This is a genomic window from Parafrankia sp. BMG5.11 (assembly GCF_004337455.1).
Genome location: NZ_SJXI01000027.1, coordinates 224,432 through 241,979, shown reverse-complemented (window position 1 = coordinate 241,979; position 17,548 = coordinate 224,432). Strand labels below are relative to the sequence as shown.

19 protein-coding genes are annotated in these 17,548 nt (G+C 65.6%); 5 read left to right on the top strand and 14 right to left on the bottom strand.

The window, feature by feature from the left end; all coding sequences use genetic code 11:
• Positions 1-50: 50 nt before the first annotated feature.
• From E0504_RS19180 to rpmF, 5 genes are all read right to left on the bottom strand, one after another.
• Positions 51-464: a MerR family transcriptional regulator gene (locus tag E0504_RS19180; RefSeq protein WP_131625330.1), complete on the bottom strand. Its 414-nt coding sequence runs from the start codon at positions 462-464 to the stop codon at positions 51-53.
• A gap of 13 nt (positions 465-477) precedes the next feature.
• A complete protein-coding gene (locus E0504_RS19175) occupies positions 478-774 on the bottom strand; it encodes an integration host factor subunit alpha (RefSeq protein ID WP_131625329.1) in 297 nt (98 codons plus the stop codon).
• Between the two features lie 106 nt (positions 775-880).
• Positions 881-1,858, bottom strand: coding sequence for a beta-ketoacyl-ACP synthase III (locus E0504_RS19170; protein ID WP_131625328.1), 978 nt, complete (start codon positions 1,856-1,858; stop codon positions 881-883).
• Positions 1,855-2,949, bottom strand: coding sequence for a phosphate acyltransferase PlsX (gene plsX, locus E0504_RS19165; RefSeq protein ID WP_131625327.1), 1,095 nt, complete (start codon positions 2,947-2,949; stop codon positions 1,855-1,857). Before plsX ends, E0504_RS19170 begins: the two co-directional genes overlap by 4 nt.
• Positions 2,950-2,974: 25 nt before the next feature.
• The gene (gene rpmF / locus E0504_RS19160; RefSeq protein WP_126176562.1) at positions 2,975-3,154 is read right to left on the bottom strand and encodes a 50S ribosomal protein L32; all 180 of its coding nucleotides are present in this window, start codon (positions 3,152-3,154) and stop codon (positions 2,975-2,977) included.
• A 204-nt stretch (positions 3,155-3,358) separates the two neighbouring features.
• Here rpmF and E0504_RS19155 point away from each other — a divergent pair, with 204 nt between their 5' ends.
• Positions 3,359-3,751 carry an MAPEG family protein gene (locus E0504_RS19155; protein WP_131625326.1) on the top strand — a complete coding sequence of 131 codons (393 nt, stop codon included), beginning with the start codon at positions 3,359-3,361 and terminating at the stop codon, positions 3,749-3,751.
• Between the two features lie 10 nt (positions 3,752-3,761).
• Here E0504_RS19155 and E0504_RS19150 read toward each other — a convergent pair whose 3' ends face one another.
• Positions 3,762-4,430 (bottom strand): MBL fold metallo-hydrolase, encoded by a 669-nt coding sequence (locus tag E0504_RS19150; RefSeq protein ID WP_243657554.1) that lies wholly within the window; start codon positions 4,428-4,430, stop codon positions 3,762-3,764.
• A gap of 49 nt (positions 4,431-4,479) precedes the next feature.
• A complete protein-coding gene (locus E0504_RS19145; protein ID WP_131625325.1) occupies positions 4,480-5,145 on the bottom strand; it encodes a S24 family peptidase in 666 nt (221 codons plus the stop codon).
• A 100-nt stretch (positions 5,146-5,245) separates the two neighbouring features.
• Here E0504_RS19145 and E0504_RS19140 point away from each other — a divergent pair, with 100 nt between their 5' ends.
• On the top strand, positions 5,246-5,434 hold the full coding sequence (locus tag E0504_RS19140) for a hypothetical protein (RefSeq protein ID WP_131625324.1): 189 nt from the start codon (positions 5,246-5,248) through the stop codon (positions 5,432-5,434).
• A 64-nt stretch (positions 5,435-5,498) separates the two neighbouring features.
• Positions 5,499-5,777 carry a hypothetical protein gene (locus E0504_RS19135; RefSeq protein WP_207974483.1) on the top strand — a complete coding sequence of 93 codons (279 nt, stop codon included), beginning with the start codon at positions 5,499-5,501 and terminating at the stop codon, positions 5,775-5,777.
• Between the two features lie 75 nt (positions 5,778-5,852).
• Here the strand turns inward: E0504_RS19135 and E0504_RS19130 are convergent, their stop codons facing one another.
• Genes E0504_RS19130 through E0504_RS19100 form a run of 7 tightly spaced genes read right to left on the bottom strand, consistent with a single transcriptional unit; the run spans position 5,853 to position 13,683 of the window.
• The gene (locus E0504_RS19130; RefSeq protein ID WP_131625323.1) at positions 5,853-7,289 is read right to left on the bottom strand and encodes an aldehyde dehydrogenase family protein; all 1,437 of its coding nucleotides are present in this window, start codon (positions 7,287-7,289) and stop codon (positions 5,853-5,855) included.
• Positions 7,290-7,301: 12 nt separating this feature from the next.
• On the bottom strand, positions 7,302-8,240 hold the full coding sequence (locus tag E0504_RS19125) for a D-2-hydroxyacid dehydrogenase (RefSeq protein WP_131625322.1): 939 nt from the start codon (positions 8,238-8,240) through the stop codon (positions 7,302-7,304).
• The gene (gene cysS, locus E0504_RS19120; protein ID WP_131625321.1) at positions 8,237-9,730 is read right to left on the bottom strand and encodes a cysteine--tRNA ligase; all 1,494 of its coding nucleotides are present in this window, start codon (positions 9,728-9,730) and stop codon (positions 8,237-8,239) included. Before cysS ends, E0504_RS19125 begins: the two co-directional genes overlap by 4 nt.
• Before the next feature lie 31 nt (positions 9,731-9,761).
• Positions 9,762-10,436: a nitroreductase gene (locus E0504_RS19115; protein ID WP_131625320.1), complete on the bottom strand. Its 675-nt coding sequence runs from the start codon at positions 10,434-10,436 to the stop codon at positions 9,762-9,764.
• Positions 10,436-12,256, bottom strand: coding sequence for a cobaltochelatase subunit CobT (cobT, locus tag E0504_RS19110; protein ID WP_131625319.1), 1,821 nt, complete (start codon positions 12,254-12,256; stop codon positions 10,436-10,438). The genes E0504_RS19115 and cobT overlap by 1 nt, the downstream gene beginning before the upstream one ends.
• Positions 12,257-12,259: 3 nt before the next feature.
• A complete protein-coding gene (gene fsa, locus E0504_RS19105) occupies positions 12,260-12,916 on the bottom strand; it encodes a fructose-6-phosphate aldolase (RefSeq protein ID WP_131625318.1) in 657 nt (218 codons plus the stop codon).
• Positions 12,917-12,975: 59 nt separating this feature from the next.
• Entirely contained in the window at positions 12,976-13,683 is a 708-nt protein-coding gene (locus E0504_RS19100) for a DUF4197 domain-containing protein (RefSeq protein ID WP_131625317.1), read from the bottom strand.
• 58 nt (positions 13,684-13,741) lie between these two features.
• Between E0504_RS19100 and E0504_RS19095 the strand changes: the two genes are divergently transcribed.
• Both E0504_RS19095 and E0504_RS19090 read left to right on the top strand, forming a co-directional pair.
• Complete coding sequence (locus tag E0504_RS19095) at positions 13,742-15,907, top strand: primosomal protein N' (RefSeq protein ID WP_131625316.1); 2,166 nt, start codon at positions 13,742-13,744, stop codon at positions 15,905-15,907.
• A 74-nt stretch (positions 15,908-15,981) separates the two neighbouring features.
• Positions 15,982-17,526, top strand: a complete 1,545-nt coding sequence (locus E0504_RS19090; RefSeq protein ID WP_131625315.1) for a hypothetical protein — start codon at positions 15,982-15,984, stop codon at positions 17,524-17,526.
• Positions 17,527-17,548 lie beyond the last annotated feature (22 nt).

The following is a 17,548-nucleotide window of genomic DNA, read 5'->3' as shown; positions in this document are numbered from 1 at the left end:
CCAGCGTGCTTCCTCGCTCTGAATTAACCGGTTTCGCCATGGCGAAAACCTCAGGCGGTGAGCGCCTCGGCAAGGCGGGTGCGGATTGCGCGCAGCCGGGCGATCACCTCGGGCGACACCGTCTCGGCGGCCGGGCTCTCCGCCCTGCCCGAAGGCTCAAACAGCGTGGCTGGTGCTGGCGGCGCTTCTACTGGTGCCTCGACCGCGCTGCCGAAATCCTTGAGCGCTGTTCGCGCGCCGCGCAGCGTGTAGCCGTCGCGGTTCACCAGCCGGTCGATCTCGCGCACCAGCGCCACATCTTCGGGGCGGTAATAGCGACGGCCGCCGCTGCGCTTCAGCGGCTTCAGTTGCGGAAACTGATCCTCCCAATAGCGCAGCACGTGAGTTTTGATGCCCAGCGCCTCGCCCAGTTCGCCAATCGTGCGCAGCGCGCCCTGATCCTTGCCGTCCTCGAATTCCGCCACCCGGGCCGCTCCTTTATCCGTTTGCCACCCGCTCCTTGAGCAACTGGCTGGCGCGAAAGGTCATCACCCGTCGGGGAGTGATCGGCACCTCGACGCCGGTCTTGGGATTGCGGCCGATCCGTTCGCGCTTCTCGCGCAGTACGAACGTGCCGAACCCGGAAATCTTGACGTTCTCACCCTGGCTCATCGCCTCGCACATATGCCGCAGGATGGCCTCGACCAATTCGAGCGCCTCGGCCCGGGAGAACCCGTGCTTGCGGTTGATGGTATCAGCGAGGTCGGCGCGGGTAAGCGTGCCAACGGAACGCATAAGAGTGTTCTCCTGCCCGTTCGTGCGACCCGTGGGGATTAACTTATGCTATCCATTTAGCGTGACTGCCGCAATGGGTTTGCGCAGAAACTCAAAGAATTACGGGTCAGACGCGGACCAGGCTGGCGCCCCAGGTGAAGCCACCACCCATCGCTTCGAGCATCACCAGATCGCCGGGCCTGATCCGCCCGTCGCGCACGGCCGTGTCGTAAGCCAGCGGCACTGAAGCGGCCGAGGTGTTGGCGTGCTGATCGACCGTCACCACCACCTTGTCCGCCGGCAGGCCCAGCTTGCGGGCGGTGGCATCGAGGATGCGGGCGTTGGCCTGGTGCGGCACCACCCAGTCGATGTCCTCTGCGGTGAAGCCGGTCTGCTCCAGCACCGCCTGCAGCACGGTCGCCAGGTTGACCACCGCATGGCGGAACACTTCCCGACCTTTCATGCGCAGCTTGCCGATCGTGCCGGTGGTGGAGGCACCGCCATCGACGTACAGAAGTTCATTGTGCGCGCCGTCGGCGTGAAGCTGGCTGAACAAGATGCCGGGCCCGTCGCCGTAACCCTCAGCAGCGACCTCGCGCGCCTCCAAGACGAATGCGCCGGCCCCGTCGCCGAACAGGACGCAGGTGGTGCGGTCTTCCCAGTCGAGGATGCGGCTGAAGGTCTCGGCGCCGATCACCAGGGCACGCTTGGCCATCCCGGTACGCAGCATAGAGTCCGCGGTGGCCAAGGCATAAAGGAAACCGGAGCACACCGCGGCCACATCGAACGCGATGCCGCCCCGGCAGCCGAGCATGTCCTGTACCTTGGTCGCCGTGGCTGGAAACGTCTGGTCCGGCGTCGCGGTCGCCAGGACGATCAGGCCGATGTCGCTGGCCTCCAGCCCCGCGGCTTCAAGCGCGCGGCGGCAGGCATCGGCGGCGAGGGTCGCGGTGGTTTCCCCTTCGCCGGCGATGTAGCGGTTGCGGATGCCGGTCCGCTCGACGATCCATTCGTCGCTGGTGTCGACCATCTGCGCCATTTCGGCATTCGGCACCGCGCGCTTCGGCAATGCGGAGCCGGACCCGACGATCACCGAACGGATCATGCGGGCTGCCCCTCATCGGCGGCGGAACGCTTCGATCGGCCCCCTGACTTGCCCCCCGTGGTGCTCAGCTTGCTTTCGCCCAGCTCCGCGAGGTCGGCCGAGATGCGGTGCGTGAGGTCGTCCTCAAGCAGTCGCGCCGCGACCGCGACGGCGTTGGCGACCCCGGCGGCGGTAGCGCTGCCGTGGCTTTTCACCACCACGCCGTTCAGCCCCAGGAAGACCGCGCCGTTGTGGTTGTTGGGATCGAGGTGGTGGCGCAGCAGTTCGGTCGCCGGACGCGAGACCAGGAAACCGATCTTTGACCGGACCGAACTGGTGAAGGCGTTACGCAACAGGTCGGTCACGAACCGCGCCGCGCCCTCGATCGCCTTCAGCGCGATGTTGCCGGAAAAGCCGTCGCTCACCACCACGTCGCATTCGCCGCGGTTGATCTTGTCCGCCTCGATGAACCCGTCGAAGCGCATCGCCAGGCCGGTCGCCTCGCGCAGCCGCTGAGTCGCCTCCTGCAGCTGATCGGTGCCCTTGGTCTCCTCGGTCCCGATGTTGAGCAGGCGCACGCGCGGCGCCTCGAGCCCGGTCACGATGCGTGAATAGGCGGCCCCCATGATCGCGAATTGGACCAGGTTGCGCGCGTCACACTCGGTATTGGCACCGAGATCCAGCATGATGACGTCGTTGTCGCCGAGGGTCGGCAGCAGGGCGGCAAGCGCCGGCCGGTCGATACCCTTGATGGTGCGCAGCGCCAGCTTGCTCATCGCCATCAGCGCGCCGGTGTTGCCAGCGCTGACCGCGGCGCCGGCGTGGCCCTGCTTCACCGCGTTGACCGCGAGGCCCATGCTGGTGGTCTTGGCGCGGCGAAGAGCCTGCGTCGGCTTCTCGTCGCCGCCGACAACATCCTCGCAATGGAGAATCTCGGATGCGCCGCGCATCTGCGGATGGGCATCGAGCGCGGCCTTGATCCGCGGCTCGTCACCGACCAGCAGGAACTTGAACTTCTCGTGCCGACGCCGCGCAAGGGCGGCGCCCGAGATCATCGTCTGCACGCCTTCATCGCCGCCCATCGCATCGACGGCGATACGCGGCAGTGTCATGGCAGTACGGACCCGTTACCGGCCGTCAGAGGCCGACGGCGATGACTTCGCGGCCGTTGTAGTGCCCGCAGTGATTGCAGAGGTTGTGCGGGCGCTTCAGCTCCCCGCAGTTGCTGCATTCGTGGTGCGCTTCAACCTTCAGCGCATCGTGGCTGCGGCGCATGCCCCGGCGAGAGGGCGAAGTCTTTCTTTTGGGGACAGCCATTTCGGCACCTGTTCCAGTGTAAGCGTGTGTGTCGAGGTTGCCGTAGGCGAAGGCCTCGCGGCGCACAACCCGGGCGGGCGGGCACGCTTTGCAAGGACCCAACCGTGGCGGGAAGGCGCGGCCTATAGCGAAAATCTGCGCCGTTGCAAGGCCGCGGGCATGTGCTAGCCAGCCTTACCAGGTTCGCATTGGGGAGTGGGGCGAATGATCCTTCCGGTTACACTGTGCGCGGCGGCGGCCGCGGCGCTCATCAATATCTGGCTGTCCACGCGGATCGGCCAGCTGCGCATGGCGCACAAGATCTCGATCGGCGACGACGCGGGCGGCCCGCTGACGGCGCGAATGCGCGCGCAACTGAACTTCGTGGAGAACACCGCCTTCGTGCTCGTGCTGATCGCCGCGATTGAGTTGAGCGGAGAAGGCGACCCGTGGCTCGCGTGGGTGGCGGCGGTCTACATGCTCGGCCGGGTGGCGCACGGCCTGGGGATGGATGGCGGCGCGCTCGGCAAGGGGCGGTCGGTCGGCACGATCATCACGATGCTGACGCAGCTTGGCCTAGCGGTGGCGGCGGTGCTGATCGTGCTGCGGGTGCTATAGCTTAGCGCCCTCAACTCAGCGCGTAGTCGCTCACAAAAGCATTCGTCTGTCGCTCCCGGCCGAAGGTGCTGGTCGGGCCGTGGCCGGGGATGAAGGTCACGTCGTTACCCAGCGGCCACAGCTTCCGCGTGATCGCATCGATCAGATCCTGGTGATTGCCCTTCGGGAAGTCGGTGCGGCCGATCGAGCCCTGAAACAGCACGTCGCCCACGATCGCGAAGTTCGACGGGCGGTGGAAGAACACCACGTGCCCGGGGGTGTGGCCGGGGCAATGGATCACCTCCAGCGTCAGCTCGCCGACGGTGACGGTGTCGCCGTCCTGCAGCCAGCGGTCTGGCTCGAAGACTTCGGCTTGCATGCCGTACTTGCCGCCATCCTCGCCCAGCCGGTCGATCCAGAACCGATCCGCCTCGTGCGGCCCCTCGATCTGAAGGCCCAATTCCTGCGCCAACATGCCGGCTTGGCCGCAATGGTCGAGGTGCCCGTGCGTGACGAGTAGCTTTTCCAGCGTGACCCCCGCCTTTGCGACCGCGGCCTTCAGCCGGTCGAGATCGCCGCCGGGATCGACCAGCGCCCCGCGCATGGTCCTGGTGCACCAGATCAGCGAACAGTTCTGCTGCAGCGGGGTCACCGGAATGATCGCGGCGCGCATCGGCGGCGTGGCGGGAGTGTCGGTCATGACCCGTGAAGTGCCCCTGCCCCCGGACGATTGCAAGCGGCGGCAGCCTTCACAGCCGGCCGCCCTTCCACACCACCCGGCCGACGATCTCCAGTTCTTCCAACGACACCTCGACGGGCGGATAGGCGTGGTTCTCGCTGATCAACGAAGCGCGCCCACGCCCGGCCGGGGCGAGGCGCTTGACCAGCAGGACATCGTCCAGCCGCACCACATGAATGCCATCCCGCAGGCTTCGCTGCCCCTTGTCGACGAGGATCTCATCACCGTCGTTAAGCAGCGGCACCATGGAATCGCCGGTCACGCGGATCGTCGACAGCTGATCGATGCTCAGGCCCGCATCGCGCAGCCAGCGGGGCGAGAAGCGGAAGCTGTCGAACGGCGCTTCGTCGCTTGCCATCGCCCCCGCGCCCGCCGCGGCACCGATCGCCAGGCGGGGCACCTCGATCCACTCCTCGCGCAAGCGGGGAGCTTGCCCCGTCGCGCGACGGGCGGCGCCTTGAGGATCAGCGCCGCCCAGTTCGCTTTCGGGCACAGCGAAGAACTGCGCCAGCGTGCGGCGATCGCTTTCCTCCAGCCGGCGCGGGCTGCCCTTGCGGATGAACTGTTGCAGGTAGCTCGCGTTGCGGCCGAGCATTTCGGACAAGCCGGACAGGCTGACGCCGCGCTGACGAGCCAGCTGCAGCAGTCGATCGCGCGGCGAAGTCTGGTTTACCATTGTTCCTTCCTAGATGAAGGATTTTTCCTAGACAAGTAGGATTTCGCCCGCAAGCTAGGGCCCTCGATTGCCTATTCGAGTCGCACGATCGAGGAGCCTTATGCTGATCCGCACCATCGAAAAATTCCTGCGGGAGAACCGCATGTCCGCCACCCGGTTCGGCCGGCTGGCCGCCAATGACCCGCGCCTAGTCCTCGATCTGCGGATGGGCCGCGAACCGCGAGCTCAGATGACGTCGCGGGTGGAACATTTCATGAACAAATATCGGGAAATCAGCCATGCTCAGTAGTGAAGCCCCCGCCCCGCCCCCTCTGCGCACTCGCCGCGGAGCCGGCGAACGGCTGCGCGAGGCGGTGCTCAGGCTGGCCGGTCCGCACGGAGTGCTCGCGCGGCACAGTCACAAGAACTGGGCGAGCATCACCTTCGCTGGCGCGCGCCACCGGCTGGAGCTGGTGTTCGATGGGGCCGAAGCCGTGGAAGCGGGCGATCTGTTCGTGGCGGCGCTGGCCGATCACGAATTCACCATCTCGGGTCAGCTGGTCGCGGAAGCCGCCGTGGTCGCGGTGGATCACCGCCTCCACCCGGCGCGCCTTCAGGTCACGTGCGAAATCCTGCTGCTGGAGGACGCCTGAGCGCTATGCCGGGGCCGCTCGATTTTTTCGCTCTGAACAGTGTGACACGTGTGACACTTCCGGCAGGCGGCCGCCTCACACGCGCCGGATCACCAGGTTGCGGATCTCACTCATGTCCTCCATCGCGAACCGGATCCCCTCGCGCCCCAGCCCGGAGTCCTTGACCCCGCCGTAGGGCATGCTGTCCACGCGGTAACTCGGCACGTCGTTCACCACGATTCCGCCAACATCGAGCGTGTCCCACGCTCCCAGCACCTGATGGATGTCGCGGGTGAACACGCCCGCCTGAAGGCCGAACTTGCTGTCGTTCACCTGTGCCAGCGCGGCATCCCAATCGCTGAACGGCTGAAGATTCGCGAGCGGGCCGAATGCCTCCTCACGATTGGCCTCGCAATCTTCCTGAACGCCTTCCAGCAGGGTCGCTTCCAGCATGTTGCCCATCCGCTCCCCGCCGCACAGCAGGGTCGCGCCGGCATCCACCGCGCGGTCGATCCAGCTCTTGAGGCGGGTGGCCTCCTGTTCGGAGATCATCGGCCCGATGAAGGTGTCGCGGTCCTTGGGATCGCCCGCGACAAGGGTTTTCGTCCTGGCGACGAGCATGTCCTTGAACCGGTTGTAGATGCTGTCGTGAATCAGGATCCGCTGCACCCCGATACAGCTCTGTCCCGACTGGTAGAACGCACCGAACACGATCCGCTCCAGCGCATGGTCGAGGTCAGCATCCTTGTCGACGATCACCGCGGCGTTGCCGCCCAGTTCGAGGACGACCTTCTTCTTGCCGGCCCTGGCCTTCAAGTCCCAGCCCACGCCTGGGGAACCGGTGAAGGACAGTAGCTTGAGCCGCTCGTCCGTGGTGAACAAGTCCGCCCCGTCGCGGTGCGCCGGGAGGATGGAGAACGCGCCTTCAGGCAGCACGTCGCACTCGGCGAGCACTTCCCCCATGATGATCGCGCCGAGCGGGGTCAGGCTGGCCGGCTTCATGACGAACGGACAGCCCATCGCAATGGCGGGGGCGATCTTGTGCGCGGCGAGGTTGAGCGGAAAATTGAACGGAGAGATGAAGCTGCACGGCCCGATCGGCACCCGCCTCCACATGCCCATGTAGCCCCGGGCGCGCGGTGAGATGTCGAGCGGCTGGACCTCGCCGTAAATGCGGGTCGCCTCTTCGCTGGCAATGCGGAAGGTATCGACCAGGCGGGTGACCTCGCCCTCGGCATCCTTGATCGGCTTTCCCGCCTCGACGCAGAGGGCATAGGCGAGCTCGTCGAACCGCTCCTTGAACCGCGCGACGCAGTGATCGAGCACGCCCTGCTTCTCAAAGCTCGCCAGCCGCGCCATCGGTTTGGCCGCGCGCACCGCGCCCGCGATCGCCTGCTCGATCACGTCGGGGGTGGCCAGCGCGGTGCGGAATGCGACCTCGCCGGTGAACTTGTCCGTCACCGCCAGATCGGTGTTCGGCTGCGCTGCCTTGTTATTGAGGTAAAGCGGGTAGGTATCTTTGAGCAGTCCCATCGCGGTCGCGCGTCAATAACCGCGCGCGGGATCGAAGATCGGCGCGAGCGCATCGCCGGCCACAAATCGGTGACAGTTTTCGACGAACCGTTCGGCCGACCGCACAAACATCTTCGACTGCGCGCGGCCCGACAGGTGCATGGTGATCTGGGCGTTCTCCAGGTTCCACAGGGGATCATCCGACGGCAGCGGTTCGGGCGTGGTCACGTCGAGCAACGCACCGCCGATCCGCTTGGCCTGCAGGGATTCGACTAGGGCGTTCTGGTCGACCACCGCGCCGCGCGCGATATTCACCAGCACCGCGCTGTCCTTCATCGCCGCCAGTTCCGCCGTGCCGATCATGCTGTCGGTTTCGGGAGTGGCAGGGACCGCCAGGATCACCCAGTCGAATTCACCCAGCCGCGCGCGCCACTCGTGCGGTCCGAGAGCCCCGGCCGCGGGGGTTCGGCGCACGGGGACGACCTCCACATCGAACGCTTGCAGCCGCGTCATGATCAGTCCGCCGATGGCGCCGAGGCCCAGCAGCAGCGCACGGGTGTCCGCCAATTCCAGCTTGCCGGGGGAATCCATCAGCCACTCGTGCCGATCCTGCGCGCGGACCACGTCCCGGTAACCCTTGGCATGAGTCAGCATGAGCATGACGACATATTCGGCGATCGTGATCGCGTTGATCCCCGCGCCGTTGGTCACCGTCACCCGGCGCTCCGCCAAGAGGTCGAGAGGGAGGAAGTCGAGCCCAGCGTAGATCGAGTTCAACCATTTCAGCTTGCCCGCGCACCGCACCGCCTCGGCCATCGGCTCCTTCTTGTCGAGATCGAACCACCCGATCTCCGCCTCGGGCGCCAGGGCGAGCAGCTCTTCGACGGAAGTATACCAGCGCGGCTCGATCTCGGCCGGCAGGCGCGCTTCGATCAGCGGGCGAACCAGCCCGGACAGCACGGCAACGGTCATAGTTTCCACTCCCACCCCAAAGGGTCGCCGTCCATTATGCCCACACCATCTGCGGTAAGCAGGTCACGGATCAAGTCTGACGCTGAGAATTCGCGACGCGACTTCAAAATCTTCCTCGCATGTATGAGCGAGTCGACCTCGCGGTTTGTAAAAGCGTATCTAATGTCATGTTTCGGCCTTATTCGAAGAGCCTTTCTAGAAAGCTTCTCCACTCCTAGTCCCAAAACTTGGTCCATTATCAAAGAAAGACGAACTCGGTCTCGCAAACTGATTTTTTTATTTTGTAGTACTTGCTCGAAAATTGGAAGCGCCTTCGGAGTATTAAGGTCCTCTGAAATTGACCGTTCGAAATCTTGGAGATAAAACTTAGCGACGACAGGGTCGAGCCGGCTTCGAAGGCCCTGAAGCTGCCCATCTGCAGCCTGTTTTTGAACGAATTGGAATGCTGTCGATGCTCGCAATCGCTCTATCTGCAATGCGATTCTGTTAAGCCTAGCCAAGGCTGCGGTGAGCCCATCCCAGGTGAACTCAAGCTCGCTTCGGTAATGCGCCTGCAGGCAGAGCAGGCGATAGGCGAGCGGGTGGTAGCCGCGGTCGACCAGCGCCTGCAGGGTCAGGAAATCGCCGGTCGACTTGCTCATCTTGCCCAGGTCGCCCGATCTCCTGCGATCGACCAGGAAGTTGTTGTGCATCCAGATCCGTGCCCCGGTGTCCGGGCCGCAGGCATGCGCCTGGTTCTGGGCGATTTCGTTGGGGTGATGGATCTCGCGGTGGTCGATCCCGCCGGTGTGGATATCGAACGGGTGGCCGAGCAGTTCGGCGCTCATCACCGAGCATTCGATATGCCACCCGGGCGCCCCGCGGCCCCACGGCGAATCCCACTCCATCTGCCGGTTTTCGCCTGCAGGCGTGGTGCGCCAGATCGCGAAGTCGGCGGCGTGGCGCTTGCCTTCGACGGTATCGATGCGGCTTTCGCCCTCATCCGTCGAAGCGCGGGCGAGACGTCCGTAATCGGGCACCGTGGTCACGTCGAAATAGAGCCCGCTGTCGAGCCGATAGCAGTGCTTGTCCTCAATCGCCTTGCCCCACGCGATCATCGCCTCGACATAATCGGTCGCGCGCGGATGCTGCGGCTTGCGGATGTTGAGGCGCGCCAGGTCCTCCTCGAACACCGACTGGTAATGCCGCGCGATGTCCCAAGCGGACTTGCCCTGGCTTGCCGCCGCCTTTTCCATCTTGTCGTCGCCCGCATCGGCGTCGCTGGTCAGGTGACCAACGTCGGTGATGTTGATGACGTGTCGCAGGTCATAGCCCTTGAAGCTCAGCACCCGCCCCAGCGTGTCGGCGAACACATAAGCGCGCATGTTGCCCACGTGCTGGTAATTGTAGACCGTCGGACCGCACGAATAAACCCGCGCCTCGCCGGGGTGGATCGGCTGGAATGTCTCCAGGCTGCGGGTCAGCGAATTGAACAGCTTGAGATCGGTCATCGCGCGTGGGTTAGCCAAGCGCCGGGCCGGGTCAATCCCAACCCTCCCACCGCACCGCCTCGTCCAGCGGAGCGCGGGCGACGGAAAACTGGTTTACCGGCGCACCCGGATCGCGATAGCCGATTGCCACGCCGCAGAAGAACGTGTGATCCTGCGGGATCGCCACCACCTCGCGAATCTGCGGGGAGTACACCGCCCACGCCTCCTGCGGGCAGCTGTCGAGCCCCTCCTCGCGGAGCAGCAGCATGACAGTCTGCAACCACATGCCGATGTCCGACCACTGCGGTGGCCCCATGTATTTCGGCGTATGCACCAGCATCAGCACCGGAGCGCCGAACGCCTGGAAGTTTCGCGCGAACCACGCCAGCCGCGCGGCCTTGTCCTCGCGCGTAATCGCCAGCGCGCCGTACATGTCCTCGCCAACCCCGCGCCGGCGCGTTTCGTAGGCGCCGTCCAGCTCGGGCGGATAGACGTGATATTCGGGCGCGTGCGCGGCGCGGCCTTTAGGCAGTTCCTCGGCAACGCGGGTGATGAGGCGGGAGAGCGGCTCGCCAGCAAGGACTACCCCGTGCCACGGCTGCGTATTACCGCCGGACGGCGACCGCTGCGCTTTTTCCAGCACGCGCTCCAGCAGGGCTCGGTCGACGGGTTCATCCAGGAACGCGCGAATGGACCGCCGGCTTGCGACCGCTTCCGATACGTCCATCAATCCACCTCGAACAGTTCGGCGAGCTGCTCGGTGATCGTGCCGCCAAGCTGCTCCACGTCCATGATCGTCACCGCCCGCCGGTAATACCGCGTCACGTCATGACCGATGCCGATCGCGACCAGCTGGACTGGCGATTGCTTCTCGATCCAGTCGATCACCTTGCGCAGGTGCTGTTCAAGGTACCCCGCGCTGTTCACGCTCAGCGTGGAGTCGTCGACCGGCGCGCCATCGGAGATGACCATCAGGATGCGGCGATCCTCGGGCCGGGCGAGCAGGCGGTCATGCGCCCACAGCAGCGCCTCGCCGTCGATGTTCTCTTTCAGCAGCCCCTCGCGCATCATCAGGCCCAGATTGCGGCGTGCCCGGCGCCACGGTTCGTCCGCCTTCTTGTAGATGATGTGGCGCAGGTCGTTGAGGCGGCCGGGCTGTGCGGGCTTGCCGTCGGCCAGCCACGCCTCGCGGCTCTGCCCGCCCTTCCACGCGCGGGTGGTGAAGCCGAGCACTTCGGTCTTCACGCCCACGCGCTCCAGCGTGCGCCCCAGGATGTCGGCGCTGATCGCCGCGATCGAGATCGGCCGCCCCCGCATGGAACCCGAATTGTCGATCAGCAGCGTAACGACGGTGTCCTTGAACTCCTGCTCGCGCTCGACCTTGTAGCTGAGCGAATGGCCGGGGCTGATCACCACGCGGGCGAGGCGCGCGGCATCGAGCAGACCTTCCTCCTGGTCGAAGTCCCACGAACGATTCTGTTGTGCCATAAGCCGCCGCTGCAGCCGGTTGGCGAGCCGCGTGACAACGCCCTGCAGGCCGGTCAACTGGCTGTCGAGGTACTGCCGCAGCCGGTCGAGTTCGTCGGCGTCGCACAGTTCGGTCGCTTCGACGACTTCATCGAACCGGGTCGTCCACGCCTTGTAGTCGAAGCCTTCGGGAATATCGGTCCACGGACGGTTCGGCCGGACGGGCATCATGCCCTCCTCGCCTTCGTCGCCCGGTTCACCGTCGGCGGTATCCTGCTCCGAGGTCATCTCGGTGTCGGATTCCCCGTCGTCGTCACCTTCCGACATTTCGCCGGCCATTTCGGTGGACTGCGGGGTGCCCTCGCCCTGGTTCTCGTCCTCGCCCTCGTCCTCCTCCTCTCCTTCAGGCTCCTCGCCTTCGTCGCTATCGTCAGAAGGCTGATCGGTGTCGTCGGGCAGCGTCAGATCGAGGTGACGCAAGAGGTCCAGCGCCAGACCCTGGAACGCCTTCTGATCGTCGAGGGAGAGCGCTAGAGCCTCGAAATCCGCGCCCGCCTGCTCCTCGATCCATCCGCGGACCATGTCCACGCCGGCGGCGGCGCGCCGGGGAATTGCTTCGCCGGTCAACTTCTCGCGCAGGATCAGTCCCAGCGCGCTGGCGACGGGCACGTCTTCGGTCCGTGTCGCGCGAGAAATGGGATCGGAGTTGGTCCGCAGTTCGGTCGCCGCGCCAAGGTTATCGCGGATGCCGCTGAAGCTATTCGCCCCCAACGCCTCGTAGCGGACGCGCTCCACCACATCGAAGCACTCCCGCGCGGTCGGCTCGGGCGGCATGGCTCGGGCGTGCATCGCCTCGTCATGATGGCGCAGTTTGAGCGAGAAGCTGTCGGCGAAGCCCCGTGCCTCCCGCGCCTGATCGACCGGCACGGAGCGGCCCGGGAGCGGCACGCGGAAATGCTTGCCGCGAGCGGTGGGTGCATCCGCGCTCCACGCAACCTCCACCTCGGGTTCGTGCGCCAACGCGCGGCTGGCGCCGGTCAGCGCGTGCTTGAAGCGATCGAGAGGGGTTTCGTCGGCCATCGCTTACTTGATGATGCTCTGCCCGGTCTTGGCCCAATCGGCCATGAACCCCTCGATGCCTTTGTCGGTCAGCACGTGATTGGCGAGACTCTTGATGACCGCCGGCGGCGCCGTCATCACGTCAGCGCCGATGCGCGCCGCTTCCAGCACATGGATCACGTGGCGCACGCTCGCGACCAGGATTTCGGTGCGGAAATCGTAGTTGTCATAGATCAGGCGGATGTCGCTGATCAGCTCCATGCCGTCGAAGCCATTATCATCGTGCCGGCCGACGAACGGGCTGACAAACGTGGCCCCGGCTTTCGCCGCGAGCAGCGCCTGATTGGCCGAGAAGCACAGCGTCACGTTGACCATCGTGCCTTCCCCGGTGAGCGCGCGGCAGGTCTTCAGGCCGTCGATCGTCAGCGGCACCTTGATGCACACATTGTCGGCGATCTTCCGCAGCACTTCCGCCTCACGCATCATGGTCGCGTGATCGAGCGCGACCACTTCGGCGCTGACCGGGCCGTCAACGAGGTCGCAAATCTCCTTCGTCACCTCCATGAAATCGCGGCCCGACTTGTGGATCAGCGACGGATTGGTGGTGACCCCGTCCAGCAGGCCTGCCTCTGCGAGTTCGCGGATCGCGTCGATCTCGGCGGTGTCGGCGAAGAACTTCATGGTGGTGGCGCTCCCGGGAATGATTCCCGGCAAGCCTTAGCCACCACTGCGCAGGCAGGCTAGAGCCGCGCGCCCACGCCGAACGTGCCAATGATCAGCGGATCGCGCGTCGCTTGCGGATTAGCGCGGATCGCCTGTTCCTCGTTACCGATCTCGTTCCAGATGACATCGTCCACCCGGGCCGAGAAGTTGCGCGCGACCTGCGGGATATCGACCCCGCTCAGCGCCGCCAGTGCCTGCCCGACCAACGGGTCGTTCGCCAGGCGCAGACCGCTGCCGACGCCGGGCAGCATCGCATCGATCAGGGCAGTGCCCATGTTCTGGCGCAAGAAACCCGTGGCGGCCCTCGGTCCGCCGCGGATCAGGTCGATCGCGTTGGCGTAGCCGATGGTGCGCACCGTATCAGCGACAACCGGCGCCGCCCGCTGTGCAGCATCAAACGCAATTGGCGCGAGTGCGTCGGCCAGTCGGTCCTTGAACAAAGCGGAGGTGAGGATGCGATTGAGGACTCCGCCCCGCGCGCCGAGGAACTGGTCGAAGCCGATTGCGGCAACCTGCTGATCCCAGAATCCGCCCTGCGAGGTCATGCGATCGAACGCGCGGCCGGTGGAAAGATACAGCAACCGGGCGATCGCGTCGGTGAAGCTGAAGCCGCCGCCGAAGCCGGTGGTGCAGGCTGGCAACATCAGCGCACCCGCAGAAACGCCCAGGCCCGCGATGAACTTGCGCCGGTGCAGAACGGTCGGCGAATCAATCGAATCGGTCATTGCAAGGTTCCTCTCCTTGCCGCCCCACCCCGGCGGTGCCCATATGGGCCGAACTGATATGAACCGCGCCCGACTGCTGATCTTCAACGCCGCGCTTGGCCCGCTTGACTACCGCGTTCCGGAAGGGATGAGCGTCGAGCCGGGCTCGGTCGTCGTGGCACCGCTCGGTCCCCGGCAGATCGTCGGGATAGTCTGGGAAGCGGAACGGCTGCCCGGGAGCGAGGTTCCGGAGGCCAAGCTACGGCCCTTGCTGGCGGTCCTTCCGGTCCCCCCACTCAAGGCGGAATTGCGCCGCCTGCTGGAATGGTCGGCGGAATATTACTGCGCACCGCTCGCCTCGGTCGCGCGCATGGTGCTGGCAAGCGGCGGCGCGCTGCGCGGACCCGCGACCATGACCGAATACCGCCTGTCGGGCGGAGTGCCCGAACGGATGACCCCGCAGCGTCAGTCGGCGATCGACGCGCTGGAGGGAGAGCAGGCCACGATCCGCGAACTTGCCGGCATCGCCGGGGTCAGCGAGGGTGTGCTGCGCGGACTCGTCAGCCAGGGGGTGCTGGAGCCGATCCAGGTCGACTGCGACCGCCCCTATCCAAAAGCACGCGCGGATTTCGCGGCACCGGATCTGTCGCCCGCTCAGGCCGAAGTGGCCGAGCGGTTCGTCGCTGCGGTCAAGGCGCACGCGTTCGCGCCGTTCCTGCTCGATGGAGTGACCGGATCGGGCAAGACGGAGTGTTATCTGGAGGCGGTCGCCCAAGCCTTGGAAGCCGGCCAGCAAACGCTGGTCCTGTTGCCCGAGATCGCGCTTACCGAGGCATTTCTGCGCCGGTTCGAGGATCGCTTCGGCGCGCCGCCGGTGGTGTGGCACTCCAGCCTCAAGTCGACCGAGCGCCGCCGCGCATGGCGGGCCATCGCCGCAGGCACCGCGCAAGTCGTGGTCGGCGCCCGCTCCGCGCTGTTTCTGCCGTATGCCAGCCTCGGCCTGATCGTGGTCGACGAGGCGCACGAGGTGAGCTTCAAGCAGGACGAAGGTGTGCGCTACAACGCGCGCGACGTGGCGGTGATGCGCGCGCGGTTCGAACAGCTGCCGGTCATCCTCGCCAGCGCCACGCCGGCTTTGGAAAGCCTGCAGATGGCGGAGAGCGGCGTGTACGAGCGCCTGGTGCTCGAAGATCGTTTCGGCGGAGCGCGGTTGCCCGATATTGATACGCTGGACCTGACGGTCGAAAAGCCTGCCCGGGGCCGCTGGCTCGCCCCGCGGCTGGTGGAGGCGATGGAGGAGCGGCTCGCCCGCGGAGAGCAGTCGCTGCTGTTCCTCAACCGCCGCGGCTATGCTCCGTTGACGCTGTGCCGCAACTGCGGGTTTCGCTTCCAGTGTCCGAACTGCAGCGCCTGGCTGGTGGAGCATCGCCTGTCGCGGCGCCTCGCTTGCCACCACTGCGGACATGAGACTCCCCCGCCCCCCGCCTGCCCCGAATGCGGCGAGCTTGATTGCTTGGTCGCGTGCGGCCCGGGTGTGGAGCGGATCGCTGACGAAGTCGCCGAGATCATGCCCGATGCCCGCGTGGCGGTGGTCACCTCCGACACGGTCAACTCGCCCGAACGCGCAGCCGAGTTCGTCGCTCAGGCCGAGGCGGGCGCGATCGACGTGATCGTTGGCACCCAGCTGGTGACCAAAGGGTTCCACTTTCCCGAACTAACGTTGGTCGGCGTGGTGGATGCCGATCTTGGCCTTGAAGGCGGCGACCTGCGGGCGGCCGAGCGCACCTACCAGCAAGTCGCGCAAGTCGCCGGGCGGGCTGGACGCGGGGCCAAGCCGGGCGAAGTTCTCATCCAGACCCGCCATCCGGATGCGCCGGTCATCGCAGCATTGGCTGGGGGCGATCGCGACGCGTTCTATGAAGCCGAAACCGAGGCCCGCCGCCACGCCGGTGCCCCGCCCTTCGGCCGCTGGGCGGCGATCATCGTCTCAAGCGAGGACGAGGCCGAAGCCAAGGAAGCCGCGCGAATGATCGGGGGCACCCAGCCGAATGTCCCGGACGTCGCGATTCTCGGCCCTGCGCCAGCGCCATTGAGCCTGCTGCGCGGCCGTTACCGCTATCGCCTGTTGATCAACGCGCGGCGCAGCGCGCAGGTTCAGGACGTAATCCGAGATTGGCTGGCTCCGCTGCGATTTCCCCAAGGCGTCCGCGTGTCGATCGACATCGATCCCTACAGTTTCGTGTAAGTGCGAGCTGTGCCTTTTCACCGCCGACTGGCTGTGTAACAACGGTGATCCCAGGGGACAGGGATCGCACTTCTATGATGAAATACCTTATCGGCGCCGGCGTCGGCTTGCTTGCAGCCGTGCCCGCGACAGCCGCGGACAAGTGGATCGAAGCAAAAAGCGACCACTTCATCGTCTGTTCGGAAGGGACCGAAGCGGACGCGCGCACGCTTGCCACTAATCTTGAACGGCTGGACGGCGCGCTGCGGATGATCCGGGGCATGTCGACCGTCAGCAAGGAGGTGCCGGACGCCACCAAGCTCACCGTGTACCAGTTTGGCGCGACATCCGACATCGGCATGCTGGCGGGACAGCGCGGTGTCGCGGGGTTCTTCATCCCGCGCGCCGGACGCTCGGTGGCATTCGTGCCCTTGAAGCAAGACCGCGACACGGGCCTTGGCACGCGAACCGATGGGCGCGACATCGACCCGGCGAAGGTGCTGTTCCACGAATATGCGCACTATTTCATGTACCAGCATTCTGCCGCGGCTTACCCCTTCTGGTACAGCGAAGGGTTTGCCGAGCTGTTCGGCACGCTTCAACTGACGGACAACGGCTTCAATCTCGGCGAACCGCCCGAGCACCGCGTGAGTACGCTGAAGTCCTCACCAGTGGACGTGCGCAAGCTGTTCGATCCGCCCAAGGAAGGCGATTACTCGCTGGTGCAGCGGCAGTACGCGCAAGGCTGGCTGGCTTCGAGCTATCTGACGTTCGAGCCGAGCCGCAAAGGCCAACTGGCCGATTATCTGCGACGGCTGATCGCGGGGGAAGCCAATCTCACGGCGGCTGAACAGGCATTCGGCGACCTCGACAAGCTGCAAAACGAACTGAACGCCTACATGAAGGGCCGGGTACGGGCGATGGGCGTTACCTATACCAATTTCGTGCCGCCCAAGGTGGCCGTGCGCGAGGTGACGCCGGGCGAAGCGGCGCAGATGCGCATGCACATCCGCAGCAGCCGCGGCGTCACGCGCGGGACCGCTCGTGGTATGATCGGTCAGGCGCGGGCCCTGGCCGCCCAGTACCCGACCAGCTTGCCGGTTCTGCTGGCGGCGACCGAGGCGGAATTCGACGCCGAGAACTACCCCGAGGCGGAGGCGATGGCCAAGCGGGCGCTGGCGGTGGACCCGAAGTCGGAGAAAGCGCAGCTCTATGTGGCGGGCGTGCATCTTGAACGGGCGAAAACGGATCCCGCCGCGTTCGGCGCTGCGCGCGCGGCGTATGTGGCGGCCAACAACGCGAATCCGAACCATCCGGAAGCGCTGGCAGGCTATTATCGGACGTTCGTGCTGGCGGGGGAGACGCCTCCTGAAGACGCTCTGATCGCTTTGGAGAAGTCGTTCGAACTCGCTCCGTTCGACAGCGAAACGCGGATGACCCTGGCGCACCGGCTGTTGCTTGAAAATCGCGACAAGGAGGCGCTTATCCTGCTTGCCCCCATCACGAACGATCCGCACAGCGGCAAGCGCGCCGAGCGATACCGCGCGCTGGTCGACAAGTTGAAAGCGGGCGAACGAGAGCCGTTGATCGCCAAACTCACGCCCAAGAATGGTACTGACGACGAAAAAGAAGACGGCTGACCCAGGCCCGGCAGGAGAACGA

Coding starts and splice junctions, on each gene's coding strand:
- E0504_RS19175 (WP_131625329.1), bottom strand. CDS start 774: ATGCGTTCCGTTGGCACGCTTACCCGCGCCGACCTCGCTGATACCATC.
- E0504_RS19170 (WP_131625328.1), bottom strand. CDS start 1,858: ATGATCCGTTCGGTGATCGTCGGGTCCGGCTCCGCATTGCCGAAGCGC.
- plsX (WP_131625327.1), bottom strand. CDS start 2,949: ATGACACTGCCGCGTATCGCCGTCGATGCGATGGGCGGCGATGAAGGC.
- rpmF (WP_126176562.1), bottom strand. CDS start 3,154: ATGGCTGTCCCCAAAAGAAAGACTTCGCCCTCTCGCCGGGGCATGCGC.
- E0504_RS19155 (WP_131625326.1), top strand. CDS start 3,359: ATGATCCTTCCGGTTACACTGTGCGCGGCGGCGGCCGCGGCGCTCATC.
- E0504_RS19150 (WP_243657554.1), bottom strand. CDS start 4,430: ATGACCGACACTCCCGCCACGCCGCCGATGCGCGCCGCGATCATTCCG.
- E0504_RS19145 (WP_131625325.1), bottom strand. CDS start 5,145: ATGGTAAACCAGACTTCGCCGCGCGATCGACTGCTGCAGCTGGCTCGT.
- E0504_RS19140 (WP_131625324.1), top strand. CDS start 5,246: ATGCTGATCCGCACCATCGAAAAATTCCTGCGGGAGAACCGCATGTCC.
- E0504_RS19130 (WP_131625323.1), bottom strand. CDS start 7,289: ATGGGACTGCTCAAAGATACCTACCCGCTTTACCTCAATAACAAGGCA.
- E0504_RS19125 (WP_131625322.1), bottom strand. CDS start 8,240: ATGACCGTTGCCGTGCTGTCCGGGCTGGTTCGCCCGCTGATCGAAGCG.
- cysS (WP_131625321.1), bottom strand. CDS start 9,730: ATGACCGATCTCAAGCTGTTCAATTCGCTGACCCGCAGCCTGGAGACA.
- E0504_RS19115 (WP_131625320.1), bottom strand. CDS start 10,436: ATGGACGTATCGGAAGCGGTCGCAAGCCGGCGGTCCATTCGCGCGTTC.
- cobT (WP_131625319.1), bottom strand. CDS start 12,256: ATGGCCGACGAAACCCCTCTCGATCGCTTCAAGCACGCGCTGACCGGC.
- fsa (WP_131625318.1), bottom strand. CDS start 12,916: ATGAAGTTCTTCGCCGACACCGCCGAGATCGACGCGATCCGCGAACTC.
- E0504_RS19100 (WP_131625317.1), bottom strand. CDS start 13,683: ATGACCGATTCGATTGATTCGCCGACCGTTCTGCACCGGCGCAAGTTC.
- E0504_RS19095 (WP_131625316.1), top strand. CDS start 13,742: ATGAACCGCGCCCGACTGCTGATCTTCAACGCCGCGCTTGGCCCGCTT.
- E0504_RS19090 (WP_131625315.1), top strand. CDS start 15,982: ATGATGAAATACCTTATCGGCGCCGGCGTCGGCTTGCTTGCAGCCGTG.